This is a genomic window from Pseudomonas sp. S1_E05, from assembly GCF_056337105.1.
On the sequence record NZ_JBFRHM010000001.1, the window covers coordinates 2,838,938 to 2,858,552 of the forward strand.

The window sequence follows — 19,615 nt, forward strand, 5'->3', positions numbered from 1 at the left end:
AGCGAGCCTCGCTCGCGATGAACGCCCAGGCACCGCGGGCATTCAGACAGCCAGCGTCATCGTTGACGACCTTCGCGAGCATGCTCGCTCCTACAGTCTGATCGGCGCCGTCCTGTAGGAGCGAGCCTTGCTCGCGATGGAGGCCCGGACACCGCGGGCATTCAGACAGCCAGCGTCATCGTTGACGACCATCGCGGGCAAGCCCGCTCCTACAAGAAAACGCGTTCCCCTGTAGGAGCGAGCCTTGCTCGCGATGGAGGCCCAGGCACCGCGGGCATTCAGACAGCCAGCGTCAGCGTTGACGACCTTCGCGGGCAAGCCCGCTCCCACAAGAAAACGCGTTCCCCTGTAGGAGCGAGCCTTGCTCGCGATGGAGACCCGGACACCGCGGGCATTCAGACAGCCCACGTCATCGTTGACGACCATCGCGGGCAAGCCCGCGCCCACAAGAAAACGCGTTCCCCTGTAGGAGCGAGCCTTGCTCGCGATGAACGCCCAGGCACCGCGGGCATTCAGACAGCCAGCGTCATCGTTGACGACCATCGCGGGCAAGCCCGCTCCTACAAGAAAACGCGTTCCCCTGTAGGAGCGAGCCTTGCTCGCGATGGAGGCCCAGGCACCGCGGGCATTTGGACAGCCAGCATCATCGTTGACGACCATCGCGGGCAAGCCCGTTCCCACAAGAAAACGCGTTCCCCTGTAGGAGCGAGCCTTGCTCGCGATGGAGGCCCGGACACTGCGGGCATTCAGACAGCCAGCGTCATCGTTGACACCATCGCGGGCAAGCCCGCTCCTGCAGATAACGAATGACGCGATGATGGGGTGACGTGGTCAAATCACAGGCAAAAAAAAGCCCGGCCTAAGCCGGGCTTTTTTCAAGCTGCGAGCTAATTACTTAGCTTGAGCTTCAACCTGCGCTTCTACGCGACGGTTAACAGCGCGACCAGCTTCAGTGGCGTTGTCAGCAACTGGGCGGGATTCGCCGTAGCCGACGGACTGAACGCGGGACGACTCAACACCGTACTGGTTGGTCAGAACTTGCTTAACGGCGTTTGCACGACGCTCGGACAGTTTCTGGTTGTAAGCGTCAGGACCGACGGAGTCAGTGTGACCTTCAACAGTAGTGGTGGTGGCTGGGTACTGCTTCATGAAGTCAGCCAGGTTCTTGATGTCGCCGTAGCTGTTTGGCTTGACGACCGACTTGTCGAAGTCGAATTTCACGTCCAGCTCAACACGTACGACTTCAGCAACTGCTGGGCAGCCATCAGCGTCAACGGTAACGTTGGCTGGGGTGTCCGGGCACTTGTCGACGTTGTCGCACACGCCATCGTTGTCGCTGTCGGAGCAGACTTCAGCAGGTGCTGGAACTGGAGCAGCAGCAGGCTTGGAGCCGCCACCGAAGTTCACACCGATACCGACGCTAGGAGCCCACTCGGTGTCGCCTTTGTCGATGTTGTACTGAGCTTCAACGCCAGCACGGGCGTAGAAGTTGTCAGTGAAGTACAGCTTGGCACCGCCGCCAACGTTGGCGAAGGTGGAGCCGTCACGACCACCGCGATCGTTCTGGCCGATGCTTTGGTCCGAGAAACCAGCGGAGACGTACGGACGCAGCATGTCGCCTGGGTTGTTGAAGTGGTACAGAGCGTCCAGGGCAGTGTTGGAGCCCTTGATGTTCTTGCCAGAATCGCTACGCACGTTGTGCACTTCGTCGTAGCCCAGACGCAGTTCAACGTCGTCGGTCAGGAAGTAACCAACCGAACCACCGAAGAGGTTGCCGTCGTTTTTGAAGTCGCGCTGGCTGTCGTAGTACTCTTTCTTCGCGAAACCTTCGATTTCAACTGCGCCTTGGCCCTGTGCCAATGCGCCGACCGAAGTGGCCGCAATCAAAGAACCAATGGCCAAGCCCAAGGTGTTTTTCAGTTTCATCCGTTAAATCCCCATCTGGTGATAGTGAATCAGTCCCACAAACCGGGGGACAACTCGGCGGCAATTCTATCAGAACTTGCCTACACGTAAGAGATAATTTGCGCCGAACTAAGTTTCAGCAATACCTGCAAATTTCTCACGCAATTTATCTAGAGCACGTTTGTAACGCATTTTTGTTGCACTCAAGCCCATATGCATGATGTCTGCGATCTCCTGAAACTCCAGCTCTGCGACAAATCGTAGCACCAGAATTTCCCGGTCAATCGGGTTCACATGCACCAACCAGCGATCAAGCCCACCCTTTTCCTCGGGTTTAGGCGTCTTTTCTTCAGACGCTTCCTCGAGGGGGTCCAGGCTCAACGCGTCCATCAAGCGACGCTTTCGCCGTTCCTTTCGATACTGAGTGATGCATTCGTTGTACGTGATGCTGTACAGCCATGTCTTGAATTTCGATTTCCCCTCGAAATTCTTCAACCCATACAGCACCTTCAACATCACTTCCTGACAGACATCGTCTGCGTCGCGATCGTTCCCAAGATATCGTGCACAGACGTTAAATAATGTTCGCTGGTAACGCCGCATCAACTCTTCGTAGGCGCGCGTTACGTGAAACAGCTCGGTATGCGAGCGCGCGACCAACTCCTCATCAGAGAGCTCGCGGGGGTCATAGCGCGTGGAGAGCGGTTGAGCGTTATTCAAAACAAGTCAGGCCGACAGTCAGGTCAATGTCCACCGCAGCCCTTCAGGGCATTTTGCGGCGGCATACATTAGCAGGGTTTGCCGGGTTAGCGGCTACTCACATGCTGCTCCAGGAGAATCCGATTGGAGAGAGAGACTAGCTCACCCTCATCGGTCAGCAATGTGGTTTTAACCGTGCCGATCTCCTCGATCTGGCCTTCGACCTCGCCAACACGCACTTGTTGCCCAACTTGATACAACTCACGCACATAGATTCCCGCAAGAATCTGACCGGCAATTTCCCGGCTTCCCAACCCCATGGCCAGCGCAACCGCCAGACCAACGGTAATCAAAACGATGACAATCACATGGTTCAGGAGGTCAGTCTTGACCTCCAACTGGCTGATCGCCACCGAAATACTGATGATAATGACCAGGCCTTGGGCGATTCGCCCCAAGCCTGATGCGTAATCCAGACCTACCCCTTCCGCAGCACCGCGCACCAGCCCATTGGCCAATTGCGCGAGCAACACACCCACCAGCAACACCAGCGCGGCGCCAAAAACTTTCGGCAGATACAGCGCCAACATATCCAGCGTAGCTGAAACTCGCTCAAGCCCAAGGGATTCTGCTGCAGAAACCAGGAAAATCAGCAGAACGAACCAATAGACGATCTTGCCGATAAGGGTTGAGATCGGCACTTGCAGGCCGGCCCGGGACATCAACTTAGTGAGGCCTGTGCCGCCCATCAGGCGATCGAGGCCCAGCTTGGCGAGCAACTTCGACAGCAAAGTGTCCAGAAGTTTCGCCACGACGAAACCCAGCAGCAGCACAACCAATGCGCCGAAAAGGTTCGGGATGAAGTTTGCAACCTTGGTCCATAACGCAGTCATTGCAGTGACGAGGCTCTGTGTCCAGAGATCAAGTTCCATATTCAATCAGCCTTATCAGCAGTGCGGGCAGTAGATTTATGCAGACGGGAAACCGGCGAGACGTGGGCCGATCCGTTATTCAAGGCGATCATCAACGCGGGCAGCCAGCGGCCCAGCAGACTGAACAGATCGCCGGCACCGACCTGGCGATTGGCGGTTTTGAGGACGCGGCCCAGGCACGCATCGTCGTCACGGGTGGACGGTGAAGCGTTCAGCATGTCGCGCAAAGACTGTTCAAACGGATCGTGCATACGCACCTCTCGTGATGTCTGTGAAAGACGCGGTCAATTTTGCACAGGTCACATGGCGCATTGTCAGACCCAACGCAAACGTCTAAATAACCACCACTGGCCGAGCGCCACCAACACCATCAACAAACAGGCAATCATGAAGCCGTAGGGGCTGGCAGAAAACGGAATGCCACCCACGTTGATACCCAGCAGACCGGTGAGAAAACTCATCGGCAAAAAGATCCCGGTGATGATCCCGAAGCGATACATCGTGCGGTTCATGCGCACGCTCAAACGCCGGTCTTCAGCCTCCAGGACCAGCCCCACGCGCTCTCGCGTCAATTCCAGCTCTTCGAGATAACGGGTCAGGCTGTTGTTCAGTTCGTTCCAGTAATCGCCATCGTCCTCAACGAACCAGGGCAATTTTATCCGTGTCAGTTGACCAAAAATATCCCGTTGCGGCGCCAGAAAACGCTTGAGCCCGGCCGCCCTGCGACGGATCTGCAAAATGGAGCCATGCTCCGGTGTATACCGTTCGTCGGCATCCAGTTTTTCTTCTTCCTCATCGACCACTTCCGAGAGGCAACTGACCAGATCCTGCACTTTGTTGGTGAGGTTCTGAGCCATATAAAGGATGAGTTCAGAAGTGGTTTTCGGACCCTTGCCATCCGCCAACTGCACCAACAGTTCATCAGTAGCACGCAGCGGCCGCAACCGCAGGGAAATCACCCGCCGCGCCGAACCAAAGATCCGCACCGAGACCATGTCTTCGGGCTCGGCACCTGGATTGAGGTTCACCCCACGCAAAAATAGCAGCAGCTCGCTGTCAGTTAGCTGTAGAAGACGCGGTCGGGTGTTCTCTTCCAGCAGAAGATCACAATTGAACTCACTCAGGCCGCTGGATTTACGCAACCAGGTCTGGGTTTGCGGGTGGCTGCGATCCCAGTGCAGCCACAGGCTTTCATGCGCTTGCAACTGCAAATCGTCGAGCTCAGTCCGGGCAATCGAACGCGCACCGCCTTTGCCATCCAGCACCAGGGCATGTACCAGCCCCCACTGCGCGTTGTCTTCCTCGAACATCCGCACTCCATTCTCAAGGTCGGCTAAAGCTTACTCAGGCATTTTCAACGGACTTGGCGAGATGATCACACCGTTGTTGTCCGCATAAATGTAGTGGCCCGGGTGGAAGGTGACACCGGCGAAGGTCACTGCAACATTGAGGTCGCCGATACCGCGCTTGTCGGTTTTCATCGGGTGGCTGGCCAGGGCCTGGACGCCCAGATCGGTTTGCGCGATGACATCGACGTCGCGGATGCAACCGTAGATGACCAGCCCTTCCCAACCGTTTTTTGCCGCTTTCTCCGCCAGCATGTCACCCAGCAAGGCGCGACGCAGGGACCCGCCGCCATCGACCACCAGCACCTTCCCATTGCCCTTGAGCTCGACTTGCTCCTTGACCAGCGAGTTGTCTTCGAAGCACTTGATGGTCACGATTTCGCCGCCAAAAGAGTCACGGCCACCGAAGTTGCTAAACATCGGTTCCAGCACCTGCACCAGCTCTGGATAGGCGTCGCACAGGTCAGGCGTAAGGTAATGATTCATCGAGAAACTCCTGAAAAAAGGAAGACAATCGAGGATGTCGCAATGTGACCGAAAAAGCGCAATGCGTCATATCTTAGCCGCAAGCCATGCAGAGCGAAATGCCCATAATAGAGCATCTGGCTCAGACCGCCGTCGCCAGATCCGGCTTTTCACCCAACAATGGCGTCTGTTGATCGTTCAACCAGCGCACCACCAACGGCCAGACCTCAGCCTGCGCCGCCTTGCTGACGAGCATCTCCACATGCCCGAAGTTGCCGCCGAAACCCTGTTCGCGGCCCAGTTTTATGAATTGCTTTTGCGCCGACCCCAACTGATCGAACAGCTTGCGGCACGCCCATTCCGGGTCCTGGTGATCGCCCGCCGCACTCACGGCCAGCACCGGCAATTGCACGTTGGCCAAACCGGCCCACCAATCCTTGTCACGATCACCAAAGCGCCCGAACAAGCCGTACCAGCGCATGCTTTCCAGCGCCAGGCCAATGGGCTCGTCCTCTGGGCCGCGTTTGAGCCGTGAACCGGACAGCTGGGCAAAACGTTTGAGAATGAAGCGCCCGCCCCACTCCACCGGCGGGATCTTCAGTGGCCAGTAAGTGCGGCTCACTTGCGTGCCAAAGAACGCCGCCGAGGCCACGACCGGCTCACCGATGTATTCGCCCCCCAGTGCCGCCGCCAGAGTAATGCCCCCCAGGGAGTGACCGATCCAGTGCGGAACCTGGCCGCTCTGCTCGCGCACGAACGCGCCAATGGCCGGCAGATCGTACCGGGCGTAATCGGCGACGCGGTTCTTGCGGTAGTCCTGATTACGCTGGGACAAGCCATGGCCACGCATTTCCGCGACCCACACGTCGAACCCCAAACGCGCCAGGTGAGCCCCAAGCCCCACACCCTTGGGCGAGAACCAGAAGCGGCGATTGGAAAAACTGCCGTGCAACAGGATCACCGGCACACCGCGCGCGACCGACTCGTCAGCCATGCCCAGACGCGTGACCGCCAACTCGACCGTACTGTCGGGGCTGTTGCCGGGTTTCAAACGATAGACATCTTCGCTCAGATCACCGCGCCGTTCGGCGCTGATCAGGGCGACAGGAAATAGATTGCTGCTGCTTTGCATGATGCTCTTGCACAAAAAAGGGCGGCATCCGTGGATGCCCGCCCTGATTGAATCTGGATGTCTGTAGGAGCGAGCACGCTCGCGATGGTCGCCAACGATGACGCGGGGCATCAGGTGCCCCGCGGTGTTTTTGAGTCCATCGCGAGCGTACTCGCTCCTACAGGTACAGGGTTGCTTGTCAGGCCGAAGCTTGACCTTCCGCCAGGAAGAACCAGGTTTCCAGTACGGAGTCCGGGTTCAGCGAGACACTCTCGATGCCCTGTTCCATCAGCCATTTGGCCAGGTCAGGGTGGTCCGAAGGGCCCTGGCCGCAGATGCCGATGTATTTGCCGGCCTTGTTGCAAGCGGCAATGGCGTTGGCCAGCAGCTTCTTGACCGCAGGGTTACGCTCGTCGAACAGGTGCGCGATGATCCCGGAGTCCCGGTCCAGTCCCAGGGTGAGCTGGGTCAGGTCGTTGGAACCAATGGAGAAGCCGTCGAAGTACTCAAGGAACTCTTCGGCCAGGATCGCGTTGGACGGCAACTCGCACATCATGATGACGCGCAGGCCGTTTTCGCCACGGACCAGGCCTTTCTCGGCCAGCAGGTCCACCACTTGGCTCGCTTCGCCCAGGGTGCGGACGAACGGCACCATGATTTCGACGTTGGTCAGGCCCATCTCGTTGCGCACGCGTTTGAGTGCGCGGCATTCGAGCTCGAAGCAGTCACGGAACGATTCGCTGATGTAACGCGAAGCGCCACGGAAGCCCAGCATCGGGTTTTCTTCTTCCGGCTCGTACAGCTTGCCGCCGATCAGGTTGGCGTATTCGTTGGACTTGAAGTCCGACAGGCGCACGATGACCTTTTTTGGCCAGAACGCGGCAGCCAGTGTGCTGATGCCCTCGACCAGTTTCTCGACGTAGAAGCCGACCGGGTCGTTGTAGCCGGCAATGCGCTTGTCGACGCTGTCCTTGATGTCCTGTGGCAGGCCGTCATAGTTCAGCAGCGCCTTGGGGTGGACGCCGATCATGCGGTTGATGATGAACTCCAGGCGGGCCAGGCCCACACCGGCGTTCGGCAACTGCGCGAAGTCAAAGGCGCGATCCGGGTTGCCGACGTTCATCATGATCTTGAACGGCAGGTCCGGCATGGCGTCGACGGAGTTTTTCTTGATGTCGAAGCCCAATTGACCTTCGAAGATATAGCCGGTGTCGCCTTCGGCGCAGGAAACGGTGACGCCCTGGCCTTCTTTCAACAGCTCGGTGGCGTTACCGCAACCGACCACGGCCGGAATGCCCAGCTCACGGGCGATGATCGCCGCGTGACAGGTACGGCCGCCACGGTTGGTGACGATGGCGCTGGCGCGCTTCATGACCGGTTCCCAGTCCGGGTCGGTCATGTCGGAAACCAGTACGTCACCGACCTGGACCTTGTCCATCTCGGACACGTCCTTGATGATGCGGACCTTGCCGGCGCCGATGCGCTGGCCAATGGCGCGACCTTCGACCAGCACAGTGCCGGTTTCCTTCAACAGGTAACGTTCCATGACGTTGGCCTGGGTGCGGCTCTTCACGGTTTCCGGACGGGCTTGCACGATGTACAGCTTGCCGTCGTCACCGTCCTTGGCCCACTCGATGTCCATCGGGCACTGGTAGTGCTTCTCGATGATCATCGCTTGCTTGGCCAGCTCGCTGACTTCAGCGTCGGTCAGGCAGAAACGCGCGCGATCGGCCTTGTCGACATCGACGGTCTTGACCGAACGACCGGCCTTGGCCTCGTCGCCGTAGATCATCTTGATGGCCTTGCTGCCCAGGTTGCGGCGCAGGATCGCCGGGCGACCCGCGGTCAGGGTGTCCTTGTGGACGTAGAACTCATCCGGGTTCACCGCGCCTTGTACGACAGTTTCACCCAGGCCGTAGGCGCCGGTGATGAACACCACGTCACGGAAGCCCGATTCGGTATCGAGGGTGAACATCACGCCGGCGGTGCCGGTTTCGGAGCGGACCATGCGCTGCACGCCAGCCGACAGGGCGACCAGTTTATGGTCAAAGCCCTGGTGCACGCGGTAGGAAATAGCACGGTCATTGAAGAGGGAAGCGAACACTTCCTTGGCGGCGCGAATGACGTTCTCGACACCACGGATGTTCAGGAAGGTTTCCTGCTGACCTGCGAAGGAAGCGTCCGGCAAGTCTTCCGCGGTGGCGGAAGAGCGCACGGCCACAGCGACGTCAGGGTTGCCGGCCGACAGCGCGGCGAATGCGGTGCGGATCTCGGTGTTCAGTTTCTCGGGGAACTCAGCTTCCATGATCCATTGGCGGATTTGTGCGCCGGTCTTGGCCAGGGCATTCACGTCGTCGACGTCCAGGGCATCGAGGGCGTCATGAATCTGCTGGTTCAGGCCGCTCAGTTCCAGGAAATCACGATAAGCCTGGGCGGTCGTGGCGAAGCCACCGGGTACCGATACACCGGCACCTGCGAGGTTACTGATCATCTCGCCCAGGGATGCGTTCTTGCCCCCCACATGCTCAACATCGTGTTTGCCGAGCTTATCGAGGGAAACTACGTACTCTACCAAGGTGATCTCTCCACTAACTGTGTTGGAAAAGCTCAAAACCGGCGCTCTAAATGGAGCATTTGCCAGCTATATGGCCTGGACCTGGAAAATAAGTGAGAATGCGGGCCATTGGCGGCCGGCAAATCGCGCCTATCATATCCAGTTTTCGCTACTAGCTTAAGGGCCAAGGTACAAATGAAACGATCTGCTTTCTTTATCTCCGATGGCACCGGCATCACCGCCGAAACCTTGGGTCAAAGCCTCCTGGCACAGTTCGAAAACATTACCTTCAGCAAATTCACCCGCCCGTACATCGACAGCGCGGACAAAGCGCGGGCCATGGTACAACAAATCAACAAGGCCGCCGAAACCGACGGCTTCCGGCCGATCATCTTCGACACCATTGTCAATCAGGACATCCGTGAGATTCTCGCAACGTCCAATGGTTTCATGATCGACATTTTCTCGACCTTCCTGGCACCGCTTGAACAGGAACTGACAGAGCATTCTTCCTACACCGTCGGCAAGTCCCATTCCATCGGCACCAACTCCAATTATATGGAACGCATCGAGGCCGTTAACTTCGCCCTCGACAACGACGATGGCGCCCGTACGCACTATTACGACAAGGCCGACCTGATCCTGGTGGGCGTGTCACGCTGCGGCAAAACGCCCACCTGCCTGTACATGGCCATGCAATTCGGCATTCGCGCCGCCAACTACCCGCTGACCGAAGACGACATGGAGCGCCTGACCCTGCCAAGCGCCCTGCGTTCGCACCAGCACAAGCTGTTTGGCCTGACCATCGATCCAGACCGTCTTACGGCCATCCGCAACGAGCGCAAGCCCAACAGCCGCTATTCGAGCTACGCACAATGCGAGTTCGAAGTGCGCGAGGTGGAAAACCTGTTTCGCCGCGAGAACATTCCTCACATCAACTCCACGCATTTTTCCGTTGAAGAAATCTCGGCGAAGATTCTTGTGGAGAAAGGTGTGGAGCGGCGGTTCAAGTAGCTTCTCTAGCGTCTGATCTGCCGTCATCGCGAGCAAGCTCGCTCCTACAGGTAATTTGTGAACACCGCAGATCCCTGCAGGAGCGAGCTTGCTCGCGATCGAACGATAACGCCGCCCCCTAGATAACAAACAAATCCACAAACCGATTGACCGGCGTCATCTCAAGCCGCTCCTGGTCCTTGCACAACGCAAAAATTTCCTCGCAACGCTGCCCGGCAAACCGTGTCGCCAGGTTCGCCCTGAACTTGTCCTCCAGCAGGGGAATGCCCTCGGCACGCCGACGGCGATGGCCAATCGGGTATTCCACCACCACGTTTTCGGTGCTGGAACCGTCCTTGAAAAACACCTGCACCGCGTTGGCAATGGAACGCTTGTCCGCTTCCAGGTATTCACGCGTGAAACGCGGTTCTTCGACGATGACCATTTTCTCGCGCAGCACGTCGATGATCGGGTGTGCCTTGTGGAAATCATCCTCGTACTGCTCGGCCACCAGATTGCCGAAAGCCAGTGGCACGGCGGTCATGTACTGGAGGCAGTGATCGCGATCCGCCGCATTGGCCAGCGGGCCGACCTTGGAAATGATGCGAATCGCCGATTCGTGGGTGGTAATGACGATCCTGTCGATCTCGTGAAGGCGATTGCGCACCTGTGGGTGCAAGATAACGGCGGCTTCACAGGCGGTTTGCGCGTGGAACTCTGCAGGGAAGCTGATCTTGAACAGTACGTTTTCCATCACGTAGCTGCCGTATTGCCGGGACAGGCTGAATTCGCGCCTGTCCCCGGGCTTGAGCGCCAAATCATTGTTGGTATGACTGAACAGCACGTCGTAGAAGCCCCACTGCCGGGCACTCAGCACACCGGGAATACCCATCTCGCCACGCATCGCGATGTCCGCCAGGCGTACGCCCCGGCTGGACGCATCGCCTGCCGCCCACGACTTACGCGAACCGGCATTGGGCGCATGTCGATAGGTGCGCAGGGCTTGACCGTCGGCAAAGGCATGGGACAGCGCGGACAACAACTGCTCGCGATGGGCGCCCATCAGTTTGGCGGTGACGGCCGTCGAGGCGACCTTGACCAGAATGACGTGGTCAAGACCTACACGATTGAAGGAATTCTCCAGCGCGAGTACACCCTGGATTTCGTGGGCCATGATCATCGCTTCGAGCACGGTGCGAACGGTCAGTGGCGTTTCGCCGTTGGCCAGGCGTTTTTGCGACAGGTGGTCGGCCACCGCAAGAATGCCACCGAGATTATCTGACGGATGGCCCCATTCGGCGGCGAGCCAGGTGTCGTTGTAGTCGAGCCAACGCACGATGCAACCGATGTCCCACGCCGCCTTGACCGGATCGAGCCGGAACGACGTGCCGGGCACCCGTGCGCCGTGTGGCACCACCGTGCCTTCGACCAGCGGCCCCAGGTGCTTGGTGCACTCGGGAAAACGCAGCGCCAGCAGGCCACAGCCCAGGGTATCCATCAGGCAGTTGCGGGCGGTGTCCAGGGCCTGGGCAGACTGGATCTGGAAATTGAGGACGTAATCGGCAATGTCCTGCAGGACCTGGTCATAGTCCGGGCGATTGTTCAGGTCAACGTTGGCGCTCATGTTCGATTCACTCGTGAAGTGGTTCGTTGATGGGACCTCGGTTCGGGTTGATCGCGGTGGGTTGAATCATTTTTCTAATATGAAACTCGGTCAAGAACTGTGGGAGCGGCGGTGCGACGATTCGACTTGCTCGCGATTGGGTGTGTCAGTCGAAGTTTCTGTTATTGACACACCGCCATCGCGGGCAAGCCCGCTCCCACAGTTGTTCAATGTCTGCTAGAAACAATCCCCCGGCACCCGTACAAACCCTTCCATCAACACCCGCGCACTGCGGCTCATGATGGCTTTTTTCACGATCCACTCACCGTTGACCTGACTCGCCTCGGCGCCCACCCGCAAGGTGCCGGACGGATGGCCGAAGCGCACTGCGTTGCGTTCGATGCCGCCCGCCGCGAGGTTGACCAGGGTCCCGGAAATCGCCGCCGCCGTACCAATGGCCACCGCAGCGGTGCCCATCATCGCGTGGTGCAGCTTGCCCATGGACAGTGCCCGCACGAGCAGATCGACGTCACCGGCCGCAATTGCCTTGCCGCTGGAAGCCACGTAGTCCGCAGGCTTGGCGACAAACGCCACCTTCGGTGTGTGTTGACGCTTGGCCGCCTCGTCAACGTTGGCGATCAGGCCCATGCGCAAAGCGCCATAAGCACGAATGGTCTCGAACATCTGCAACGCTTTCGGGTCCCCGTTGATCGCGCCTTGCAACTCGGTACCGGTGTAGCCAATGTCTGCCGCGTTAACGAAAATCGTCGGAATGCCCGCGTTGATCAAGGTCGCCTTGAAGGTGCCAACGCCCGGCACTTCCAGGTCATCGACGAGGTTGCCGGTAGGGAACATCGAACCGCCCCCGCCCTCTTCTTCCGCCGCCGGGTCAAGAAATTCGACCTGCACTTCCGCTGCGGGGAAGGTCACCCCATCGAGTTCAAAATCGCCGGTTTCCTGCACCTCGCCGTTGGTGATCGGTACGTGGGCGATGATGGTCTTGCCGATGTTGACCTGCCACACGCGCACCACCGCCACGCCGTTGTGCGGAATGCGGCTGGCATCCACCAGGCCGTTGCTGATGGCGAACGATCCAACTGCCGCCGTCAAGTTGCCGCAGTTACCGCTCCAGTCGACGAAGGGCTTGTCGATGGACACTTGGCCGAACAGGTAGTCGACATCGTGATCGGCCTTGATGCTTTTGGACAGGATCACCGTTTTGCTGGTGCTGGAGGTTGCACCGCCCATGCCGTCGATCTGCTTGTCATACGGGTCGGGGCTGCCGATGACCCGAAGCAACAGGGCGTCTCGGGCGGGACCTGGAACCTGCGCCGCCTCAGGCAAATCCTGCAGGCTGAAAAATACGCCCTTGCTGGTGCCACCACGCATGTAGGTGGCCGGAATCTTGATTTGCTTCGGAAAAACAGCTGCGTCAGCCATGGTGTTCCTTACTCCTGAACTTGAAGCAGACAGGGGGATTTGAAATCCCCCTGTCTGCACACCGAGTTTTAAACAGCGACTGCCGATTCTTCGAGGAAGTCCTGGGCGAAGCGTTGCAACACGCCGCCGGCTTCGTAGATCGATACCTCTTCAGCGGTATCGAGGCGGCAGGTCACCGGCACCTCGACGCGCTCGCCGTTCTTGCGATGGATCACCAGCGTCAGGTCGGCCCGCGGGGTGCGCTCGCCGATCACGTCATAGACTTCGGTCCCGTCGATGGCCAGGGTGTTGCGATTGGTGCCCGGCTTGAATTCCAGTGGCAACACGCCCATGCCCACCAGGTTGGTGCGGTGGATGCGCTCGAAACCTTCGGCGGCAATCGCTTCGACACCGGCCAAACGCACGCCCTTGGCCGCCCAGTCGCGGGACGAGCCCTGGCCGTAGTCAGCGCCGGCGATGATGATCAGCGGCTGCTTGCGATCCATGTAGGTCTCGATGGCTTCCCACATGCGCATCACCTGACCTTCCGGCTCGACGCGGGCCAGCGAGCCCTGCTTGACCTTGCCGTCTTCCTTGACCATTTCGTTGAACAGTTTCGGGTTGGCGAAGGTTGCGCGTTGCGCGGTCAGGTGGTCCCCGCGATGCGTCGCGTAGGAGTTGAAATCCTCTTCCGGCAGGCCCATTTTCGCCAGGTATTCGCCGGCGGCGCTGTCCATCATGATGGCGTTGGACGGCGACAGGTGGTCGGTGGTGATGTTGTCCGGCAGGACCGCCAGCGGGCGCATGCCCTTGAGCGGACGCGCCCCGGCCAGGGCGCCTTCCCAGTACGGCGGACGGCGGATGTAGGTGCTCATCTCGCGCCAGTCGTACAGCGGCGTGACTTTGGGGCCGGTGTCTTCCTGGATCGCAAACATCGGGATGTAGACCTGGCGGAACTGCTCGGGCTTCACGGAAGCCTTAACCACTGCTTCGATTTCTGCGTCGCTTGGCCAGATGTCCTTCAGGCGGATCTCTTTGCCATCGGCATCCAGGCCCAGCACGTCTTTTTCGATGTCGAAACGGATGGTCCCGGCGATGGCATAGGCGACCACCAGCGGCGGCGAAGCCAGGAACGCCTGCTTGGCGTACGGGTGAATTCGCCCGTCGAAGTTACGGTTACCCGACAATACGGCGGTGGCGTACAGGTCGCGGTCGATGATTTCCTGCTGGATGACAGGGTCAAGTGCACCGGACATGCCGTTGCAGGTGGTGCAGGCGAACGCCACCACCCCGAAGCCGAGCTGTTCCAGTTCATCGGTCAGGCCGGCCTCATCCAGGTACAGCGCCACGGTTTTCGAGCCGGGGGCCAGGGACGTCTTGACCCAGGGTTTGCGGGTCAGGCCGAGCTTGTTGGCGTTGCGCGCCAGCAGGCCCGCAGCGATCACGTTGCGTGGGTTGCTGGTGTTGGTGCAACTGGTGATCGCGGCGATGATCACGGCGCCGTCCGGCATCTGGCCCGGAACGTCTTCCCACTGGCCGGCAATGCCCTTGGCTGCCAGGTCCGAGACGGCCACGCGAGCGTGCGGGTTACTCGGGCCAGCCATGTTGCGCACGACCGAAGACAAATCGAACGTCAAGCCACGCTCGTACTGCGCGCCCTTGAGGCTATCGGCCCACAGGCCGATCTGCTTGGCATAGTTTTCGACCAACTGCACCTGCTCGTCTTCACGGCCGGTGAGTTTGAGGTAGTCGATGGTCTGTTGGTCGATGTAGAACATCGCCGCCGTGGCGCCATATTCCGGTGCCATGTTGGAGATGGTTGCGCGGTCGCCGAGGGTCAGCGCAGCCGCGCCTTCGCCAAAGAACTCCAGCCATGCGCCCACGACCTTCTGCTTGCGCAGGAACTCGGTCAGCGCCAGCACCATGTCGGTGGCGGTGATGCCGGGTTGCAGCTTGCCGGTCAACTCGACGCCGACGCTTTCCGGTAGACGCATCCAGGACGCGCGGCCGAGCATCACGCTTTCCGCTTCCAGGCCACCGACGCCGATGGCGATCACGCCCAGCGCATCCACGTGCGGGGTGTGGCTATCGGTGCCGACGCAGGTGTCGGGGAACGCTACACCATCGCGCACCTGGATCACCGGAGACATTTTCTCCAGGTTGATCTGGTGCATGATGCCGTTGCCCGGAGGAATCACGTCGACGTTTTTGAACGCCTTCTTGGTCCAGTTGATGAAGTGGAAACGGTCTTCGTTGCGACGGTCTTCGATGGCGCGGTTCTTCTCGAACGCTTCGGGATCGAAACCGCCACGTTCGACGGCCAGGGAGTGGTCGACGATCAATTGCGTCGGCACCACCGGGTTCACCTGCGCCGGGTCACCGCCCTGCTGGGCGATGGCGTCACGCAGGCCGGCGAGGTCCACCAGAGCGGTCTGGCCGAGAATGTCGTGGCACACCACGCGGGCCGGGAACCATGGGAAATCGAGGTCGCGCTTGCGCTCGATGAATTGTTTGAGGGATTCGGTCAGCGTGGCCGGGTCGCAGCGACGCACCAGGTTTTCCGCCAGCACGCGGGAGGTGTACGGCAGCGTGTCGTAGGCGCCTGGCGCAATGGCCTCGACCGCGGCGCGGACATCGAAGTAATCCAGGTTGCTGCCGGGCAGCGGTTTACGGAATTCTGTGTTCATCAGTCGGGACTCGGTCACGGTAAATACAAAAGGCGGGGCGTTGCGCCGTTCCCCTGTAGGAGCGAGCTTGCTCGCGATTGCGGTGTGTCAGGTCAACCGCTATCGCGAGCAAGCTCGCTCCTACAGGGGGTGGCGTGTTCAGTTCCAGCCCCCACCATTCAGCGTTGTTCGATTGGCACGAACTTGCGCTGTTCAACGCCGGTGTATTCGGCACTTGGGCGGATGATGCGGTTGTTGGCGCGTTGTTCGTACACGTGGGCGGCCCAGCCGGTCAGGCGCGAGCAGACGAAAATCGGTGTGAACAACTTGGTCGGAATGCCCATGAAGTGGTACGCCGAGGCATGGTAGAAGTCGGCGTTGGGGAACAGTTTTTTCTGCTCCCACATGGTCTTGTCGATGGCTTCGGAAACCGGGAACAGCACCTTGTCGCCCACTTCGTCTGCGAGTTTTTTCGACCAGCCCTTGATCACTTCGTTACGCGGATCGTTGTCTTTATAGATCGCGTGACCGAACCCCATGATCTTGTCCTTGCGCTCGAGCATGCCGAGGGTGCCCTGGATCGCCTCCTCCGGCGATGAGAAACGCTCGATCATTTCCATCGCCGCTTCATTCGCGCCGCCGTGCAAAGGGCCGCGCAGCGAACCGATGGCTGCCGTGATGCAGGAGAACAGGTCGGACAGGGTCGACGCACAGACGCGCGCGGTGAACGTCGAGGCGTTGAACTCGTGCTCTGCGTAGAGGATCAGCGAAACGTTCATCACCTTCACGTGCAACTCGCTTGGCTTCTTGCCATGCAACAGGTGCAAGAAGTGACCGCCAATGGACGGCTCGTCGCTCACGCAATCGATGCGCTTGCCTTCGTGGCTGAAGCGATACCAATAGGTCATGATCGCCGGGAAAGCGGCCAACAGGCGATCGGTCTTGTCGCGCTGCTCGGAGAAGTCGTTTTCAGGCTCGATATTGCCCAGGAACGAGCAACCGGTGCGCATCACGTCCATCGGATGGGCATCGGCCGGGATGCGTTCGAGCACTTCCTTGAGCGCTTGCGGCAGGTCGCGCAGCTTGCTCAGCTTGGTGATGTAGGCCGCCAGTTGCGCCTTGCTCGGCAGTTCGCCGTACAGCAGCAGGTAAGCGACTTCCTCGAACTGTGCGTCAGCCGCCAGGTCGCGAACGTCATAACCACGATACGTCAGGCCTGCGCCCGATTGACCCACGGTGGACAATGCAGTCTGCCCGGCCACCTGGCCACGGAGCCCGGCGCCACTGAGTACTTTTGCTTCGGCCATTGCTGTCTCCAGTTTTCTTGAATTTGTCAGAGATATTTCTTACCCCCTGTAGGAGCGAGCATGCTCGCGATGGACGTCAACGATCACGCAGGGGATCTGATACCCAGCGGTGTGGCGTCTACCATCGCGAGCATGCTCGCTCCTACAGGCTCAGGCAGTGTCACGGGTACTCGTTACTTCTTGGACGCAAACAACGCATCGAGCTTCTGCTCGAAGGTGTGGTAATCGATGCGATCGTAAAGCTCCATGCGGGTCTGCATGGTGTCGATCACGTTCTGTTGCGTACCGTCACGGCGAATGGCGGTGTAGACGTTTTCCGCCGCCTTGTTCATGGCGCGGAACGCCGACAGCGGGTACAGCACCAGTGACACTTGCGCCGCCGCGAGTTGCTCGGTGGTGTACAGCGGGGTCGCGCCGAATTCGGTGATGTTGGCCAGGATCGGCGCTTTCACGCGGCTCGCAAACAACTTGTACATGTCCAGCTCGGTGATGGCTTCCGGGAACACCATGTCGGCGCCGGCCTCGATGCAGGCGGCAGCGCGATCAAGGGCGGATTCCAACCCTTCCACCGCCAGGGCATCGGTACGGGCCATGATCACGAAGCTGTCGTCGGTACGGGCATCGACGGCGGCCTTGATGCGGTCGACCATTTCCTGCTGCGAAACGATTTCCTTGTTAGGGCGGTGGCCGCAACGCTTGGCGCCGACCTGGTCTTCGATGTGAATCGCTGCCGCGCCGAACTTGATCATCGACTTGACGGTGCGTGCGACGTTGAACGCCGAGGAACCGAAACCGGTGTCCACGTCCACCAGCAGCGGCAAATCGCAGACGTCGGTGATACGACGTACGTCGGTCAGCACGTCATCCAGGCCGGTGATGCCCAGGTCCGGCACACCGAGGGAGCCGGCAGCGACGCCGCCACCGGACAGGTAAATGGCTTTGAAACCGGCACGCTTGGCCAATAGTGCGTGGTTGGCGTTGATCGCGCCGACCACTTGCAATGGATGCTCGCTGGCGACCGCATCGCGGAAACGCTGGCCTGGAGTGCTCTTGTTGGAACTCATGACTCACCTCGTTTGGCTGTCGGGTTGGCGCCGTCCTGGTAATGACGGGCGATGTTGCGTTTGGAAGCGCCGATGTGACGACGCATCAACAACTCGGCCAGCTCACCGTCACGGTCGGCGATGGCATCGAGAATTCGGTGGTGTTCGGCAAAGGCCTGGTGCGGGCGATTGGGTGTGGTGGAAAACTGGATGCGGTACATGCGCACCAATTGATACAGCTCGCCGCAGAGCATTTGCGTGAGGGTGCGGTTGCCGCTGCCCTGGATAATCCGGTAATGGAAGTCGAAATCGCCTTCCTGCTGGTAGTAACCGACCCCCGCCTGGAACGCGGCATCGCGTTCATGGGTCTCCAGGACCTGACGCAGCTCGTCGATTTCTTCCACGGTCATGCGCTCGGCGGCCAGGCGACAGGCCATGCCTTCGAGGGACTCGCGGATCTCGTAGAGTTCAACCAGCTCGGCGTGATTCAACGACACCACCCGCGCACCGACGTGCGGTACACGGACGAGCAGGCGCTGGCCTTCCAGACGGTGGATTGCTTCGCGCAATGGGCCGCGGCTGATGCCATAGGTACGCGCAAGCTCCGGCTCGGAGATCTTGCTGCCCGGGGCGATCTCGCCCTTGACGATGGCCGCCTGGATACGCCGGAAGACGTTCTCGGAAAGTGTTTCCGAATCGTCCTGAGCAATGACGGGGGGATCGAGTTGATCCAGCATATTGTCGACACCTTGAAAGCTGATGCGCCAAAAAGTAGCGAATCAAGGCGTAACAGTCAAAGGATAAAAAGGAATTGTCGACAATCGTCTAATAACCGTCTGCACCAGAACGAAGCAGCCCTTCTGTTTATAGCCATCTCTCGGCGGTGGCGCCACAGGAGCACCGTGCTAGAATGCCGCCCGCATTTGTCGATAGCATTTGAACTTATCGTCAGTTGATAGGCATACGAAGGAGCTTGCGCAGCGATGCCAGGGCCTCGAATCGAAACACGGACCGCTGTGCACCAGGATTTATGAGACTCAAGCCCTTCCCGACCTTTCTTTATCTGCTCTGCCTGCCCGGTGTCGCCGCGGCAGGGGAAAAAACCGTGTACGGCCTCAACGAGTACGCCTCGCTGGACGGCATCAATCTGGAAGTTGCGGCCAAACTCGATACCGGGGCAAAAACCGCCTCCCTCAGTGCCCGCGACATCAAGCGCTTCAAACGCAATGGCGAATCCTGGGTGCGCTTCTATCTGGCCATCGACACCGCGCATTCGCATCCGATCGAACGGCCGCTGGCCCGGGTCAGCAAGATCAAACGACGTGCCGGCGACTATGATCCCGAGGAGGGCAAGAAATACACCGCCCGTCCTGTGATCGAGCTGGATATCTGCATGGGTTCGGCCTTGCGCAGTATCGAAGTGAACTTGACCGACCGAAGTGCGTTCCAATACCCACTTTTGATTGGCTCCGAAGCACTCAAACGCTTCGATGCACTGGTCGACCCCAGTCTTAAATACGCCGCTGGCAAACCCGCCTGCGCCACCGACGTACATACCGCAGAGTAATTCCA

General features: G+C 59.5%; 17 protein-coding genes. 2 read left to right on the forward strand and 15 right to left on the reverse strand.

What is annotated here, in order from left to right; translation table 11 throughout:
• Positions 1–90 precede the first annotated feature (90 nt).
• The 9 genes from AB4N33_RS13085 to ppsA all read right to left on the reverse strand — a co-directional run bounded on the left by AB4N33_RS13085 (position 91) and on the right by ppsA (position 9,033).
• On the reverse strand, positions 91–552 hold the full coding sequence (locus tag AB4N33_RS13085; RefSeq protein ID WP_476457502.1) for a hypothetical protein: 462 nt from the start codon (positions 550–552) through the stop codon (positions 91–93).
• A 339-nt stretch (positions 553–891) separates the two neighbouring features.
• On the reverse strand, positions 892–1,926 hold the full coding sequence (locus AB4N33_RS13090; protein WP_460116963.1) for an OmpA family protein: 1,035 nt from the start codon (positions 1,924–1,926) through the stop codon (positions 892–894).
• Between the two features lie 108 nt (positions 1,927–2,034).
• On the reverse strand, positions 2,035–2,625 hold the full coding sequence (gene sigX, locus AB4N33_RS13095) for an RNA polymerase sigma factor SigX (RefSeq protein ID WP_460116964.1): 591 nt from the start codon (positions 2,623–2,625) through the stop codon (positions 2,035–2,037).
• An 86-nt stretch (positions 2,626–2,711) separates the two neighbouring features.
• Entirely contained in the window at positions 2,712–3,536 is an 825-nt protein-coding gene (locus AB4N33_RS13100) for a mechanosensitive ion channel family protein (RefSeq protein ID WP_007916401.1), read from the reverse strand.
• A gap of 2 nt (positions 3,537–3,538) precedes the next feature.
• The gene (locus tag AB4N33_RS13105) at positions 3,539–3,787 is read right to left on the reverse strand and encodes a CrfX protein (RefSeq protein WP_460116965.1); all 249 of its coding nucleotides are present in this window, start codon (positions 3,785–3,787) and stop codon (positions 3,539–3,541) included.
• Positions 3,788–3,850: 63 nt separating this feature from the next.
• The gene (locus tag AB4N33_RS13110; protein WP_460139874.1) at positions 3,851–4,846 is read right to left on the reverse strand and encodes a zinc transporter ZntB; all 996 of its coding nucleotides are present in this window, start codon (positions 4,844–4,846) and stop codon (positions 3,851–3,853) included.
• 30 nt (positions 4,847–4,876) lie between these two features.
• On the reverse strand, positions 4,877–5,368 hold the full coding sequence (gene rraA / locus AB4N33_RS13115; protein ID WP_046027054.1) for a ribonuclease E activity regulator RraA: 492 nt from the start codon (positions 5,366–5,368) through the stop codon (positions 4,877–4,879).
• A gap of 121 nt (positions 5,369–5,489) precedes the next feature.
• On the reverse strand, positions 5,490–6,479 hold the full coding sequence (locus AB4N33_RS13120; protein WP_476457503.1) for an alpha/beta fold hydrolase: 990 nt from the start codon (positions 6,477–6,479) through the stop codon (positions 5,490–5,492).
• Positions 6,480–6,657: 178 nt separating this feature from the next.
• Positions 6,658–9,033 carry a phosphoenolpyruvate synthase gene (ppsA, locus tag AB4N33_RS13125; RefSeq protein WP_460116969.1) on the reverse strand — a complete coding sequence of 792 codons (2,376 nt, stop codon included), beginning with the start codon at positions 9,031–9,033 and terminating at the stop codon, positions 6,658–6,660.
• A gap of 174 nt (positions 9,034–9,207) precedes the next feature.
• Between ppsA and ppsR the strand changes: the two genes are divergently transcribed.
• Positions 9,208–10,026 (forward strand): posphoenolpyruvate synthetase regulatory kinase/phosphorylase PpsR, encoded by an 819-nt coding sequence (gene ppsR, locus AB4N33_RS13130; RefSeq protein WP_460116970.1) that lies wholly within the window; start codon positions 9,208–9,210, stop codon positions 10,024–10,026.
• A 118-nt stretch (positions 10,027–10,144) separates the two neighbouring features.
• Here ppsR and prpD read toward each other — a convergent pair whose 3' ends face one another.
• The 6 genes from prpD to AB4N33_RS13160 all read right to left on the reverse strand — a co-directional run bounded on the left by prpD (position 10,145) and on the right by AB4N33_RS13160 (position 18,777).
• Positions 10,145–11,629 carry a 2-methylcitrate dehydratase gene (gene prpD, locus AB4N33_RS13135; RefSeq protein WP_476457504.1) on the reverse strand — a complete coding sequence of 495 codons (1,485 nt, stop codon included), beginning with the start codon at positions 11,627–11,629 and terminating at the stop codon, positions 10,145–10,147.
• Between the two features lie 216 nt (positions 11,630–11,845).
• Positions 11,846–13,048 carry a 2-methylaconitate cis-trans isomerase PrpF gene (gene prpF, locus AB4N33_RS13140; protein WP_476457505.1) on the reverse strand — a complete coding sequence of 401 codons (1,203 nt, stop codon included), beginning with the start codon at positions 13,046–13,048 and terminating at the stop codon, positions 11,846–11,848.
• Positions 13,049–13,116: 68 nt separating this feature from the next.
• On the reverse strand, positions 13,117–15,714 hold the full coding sequence (acnD, locus tag AB4N33_RS13145; protein ID WP_476457506.1) for a Fe/S-dependent 2-methylisocitrate dehydratase AcnD: 2,598 nt from the start codon (positions 15,712–15,714) through the stop codon (positions 13,117–13,119).
• 158 nt (positions 15,715–15,872) lie between these two features.
• Positions 15,873–17,000, reverse strand: coding sequence for a bifunctional 2-methylcitrate synthase/citrate synthase (prpC, locus tag AB4N33_RS13150; protein ID WP_460116974.1), 1,128 nt, complete (start codon positions 16,998–17,000; stop codon positions 15,873–15,875).
• A 173-nt stretch (positions 17,001–17,173) separates the two neighbouring features.
• Positions 17,174–18,064: a methylisocitrate lyase gene (gene prpB / locus AB4N33_RS13155; protein ID WP_460116975.1), complete on the reverse strand. Its 891-nt coding sequence runs from the start codon at positions 18,062–18,064 to the stop codon at positions 17,174–17,176.
• A complete protein-coding gene (locus AB4N33_RS13160; RefSeq protein WP_460126779.1) occupies positions 18,061–18,777 on the reverse strand; it encodes a GntR family transcriptional regulator in 717 nt (238 codons plus the stop codon). Before AB4N33_RS13160 ends, prpB begins: the two co-directional genes overlap by 4 nt.
• A gap of 296 nt (positions 18,778–19,073) precedes the next feature.
• Between AB4N33_RS13160 and rloA the strand changes: the two genes are divergently transcribed.
• Complete coding sequence (gene rloA / locus AB4N33_RS13165; RefSeq protein WP_460116976.1) at positions 19,074–19,610, forward strand: retropepsin-like aspartic peptidase RloA; 537 nt, start codon at positions 19,074–19,076, stop codon at positions 19,608–19,610.
• Positions 19,611–19,615: the final 5 nt, after the last annotated feature.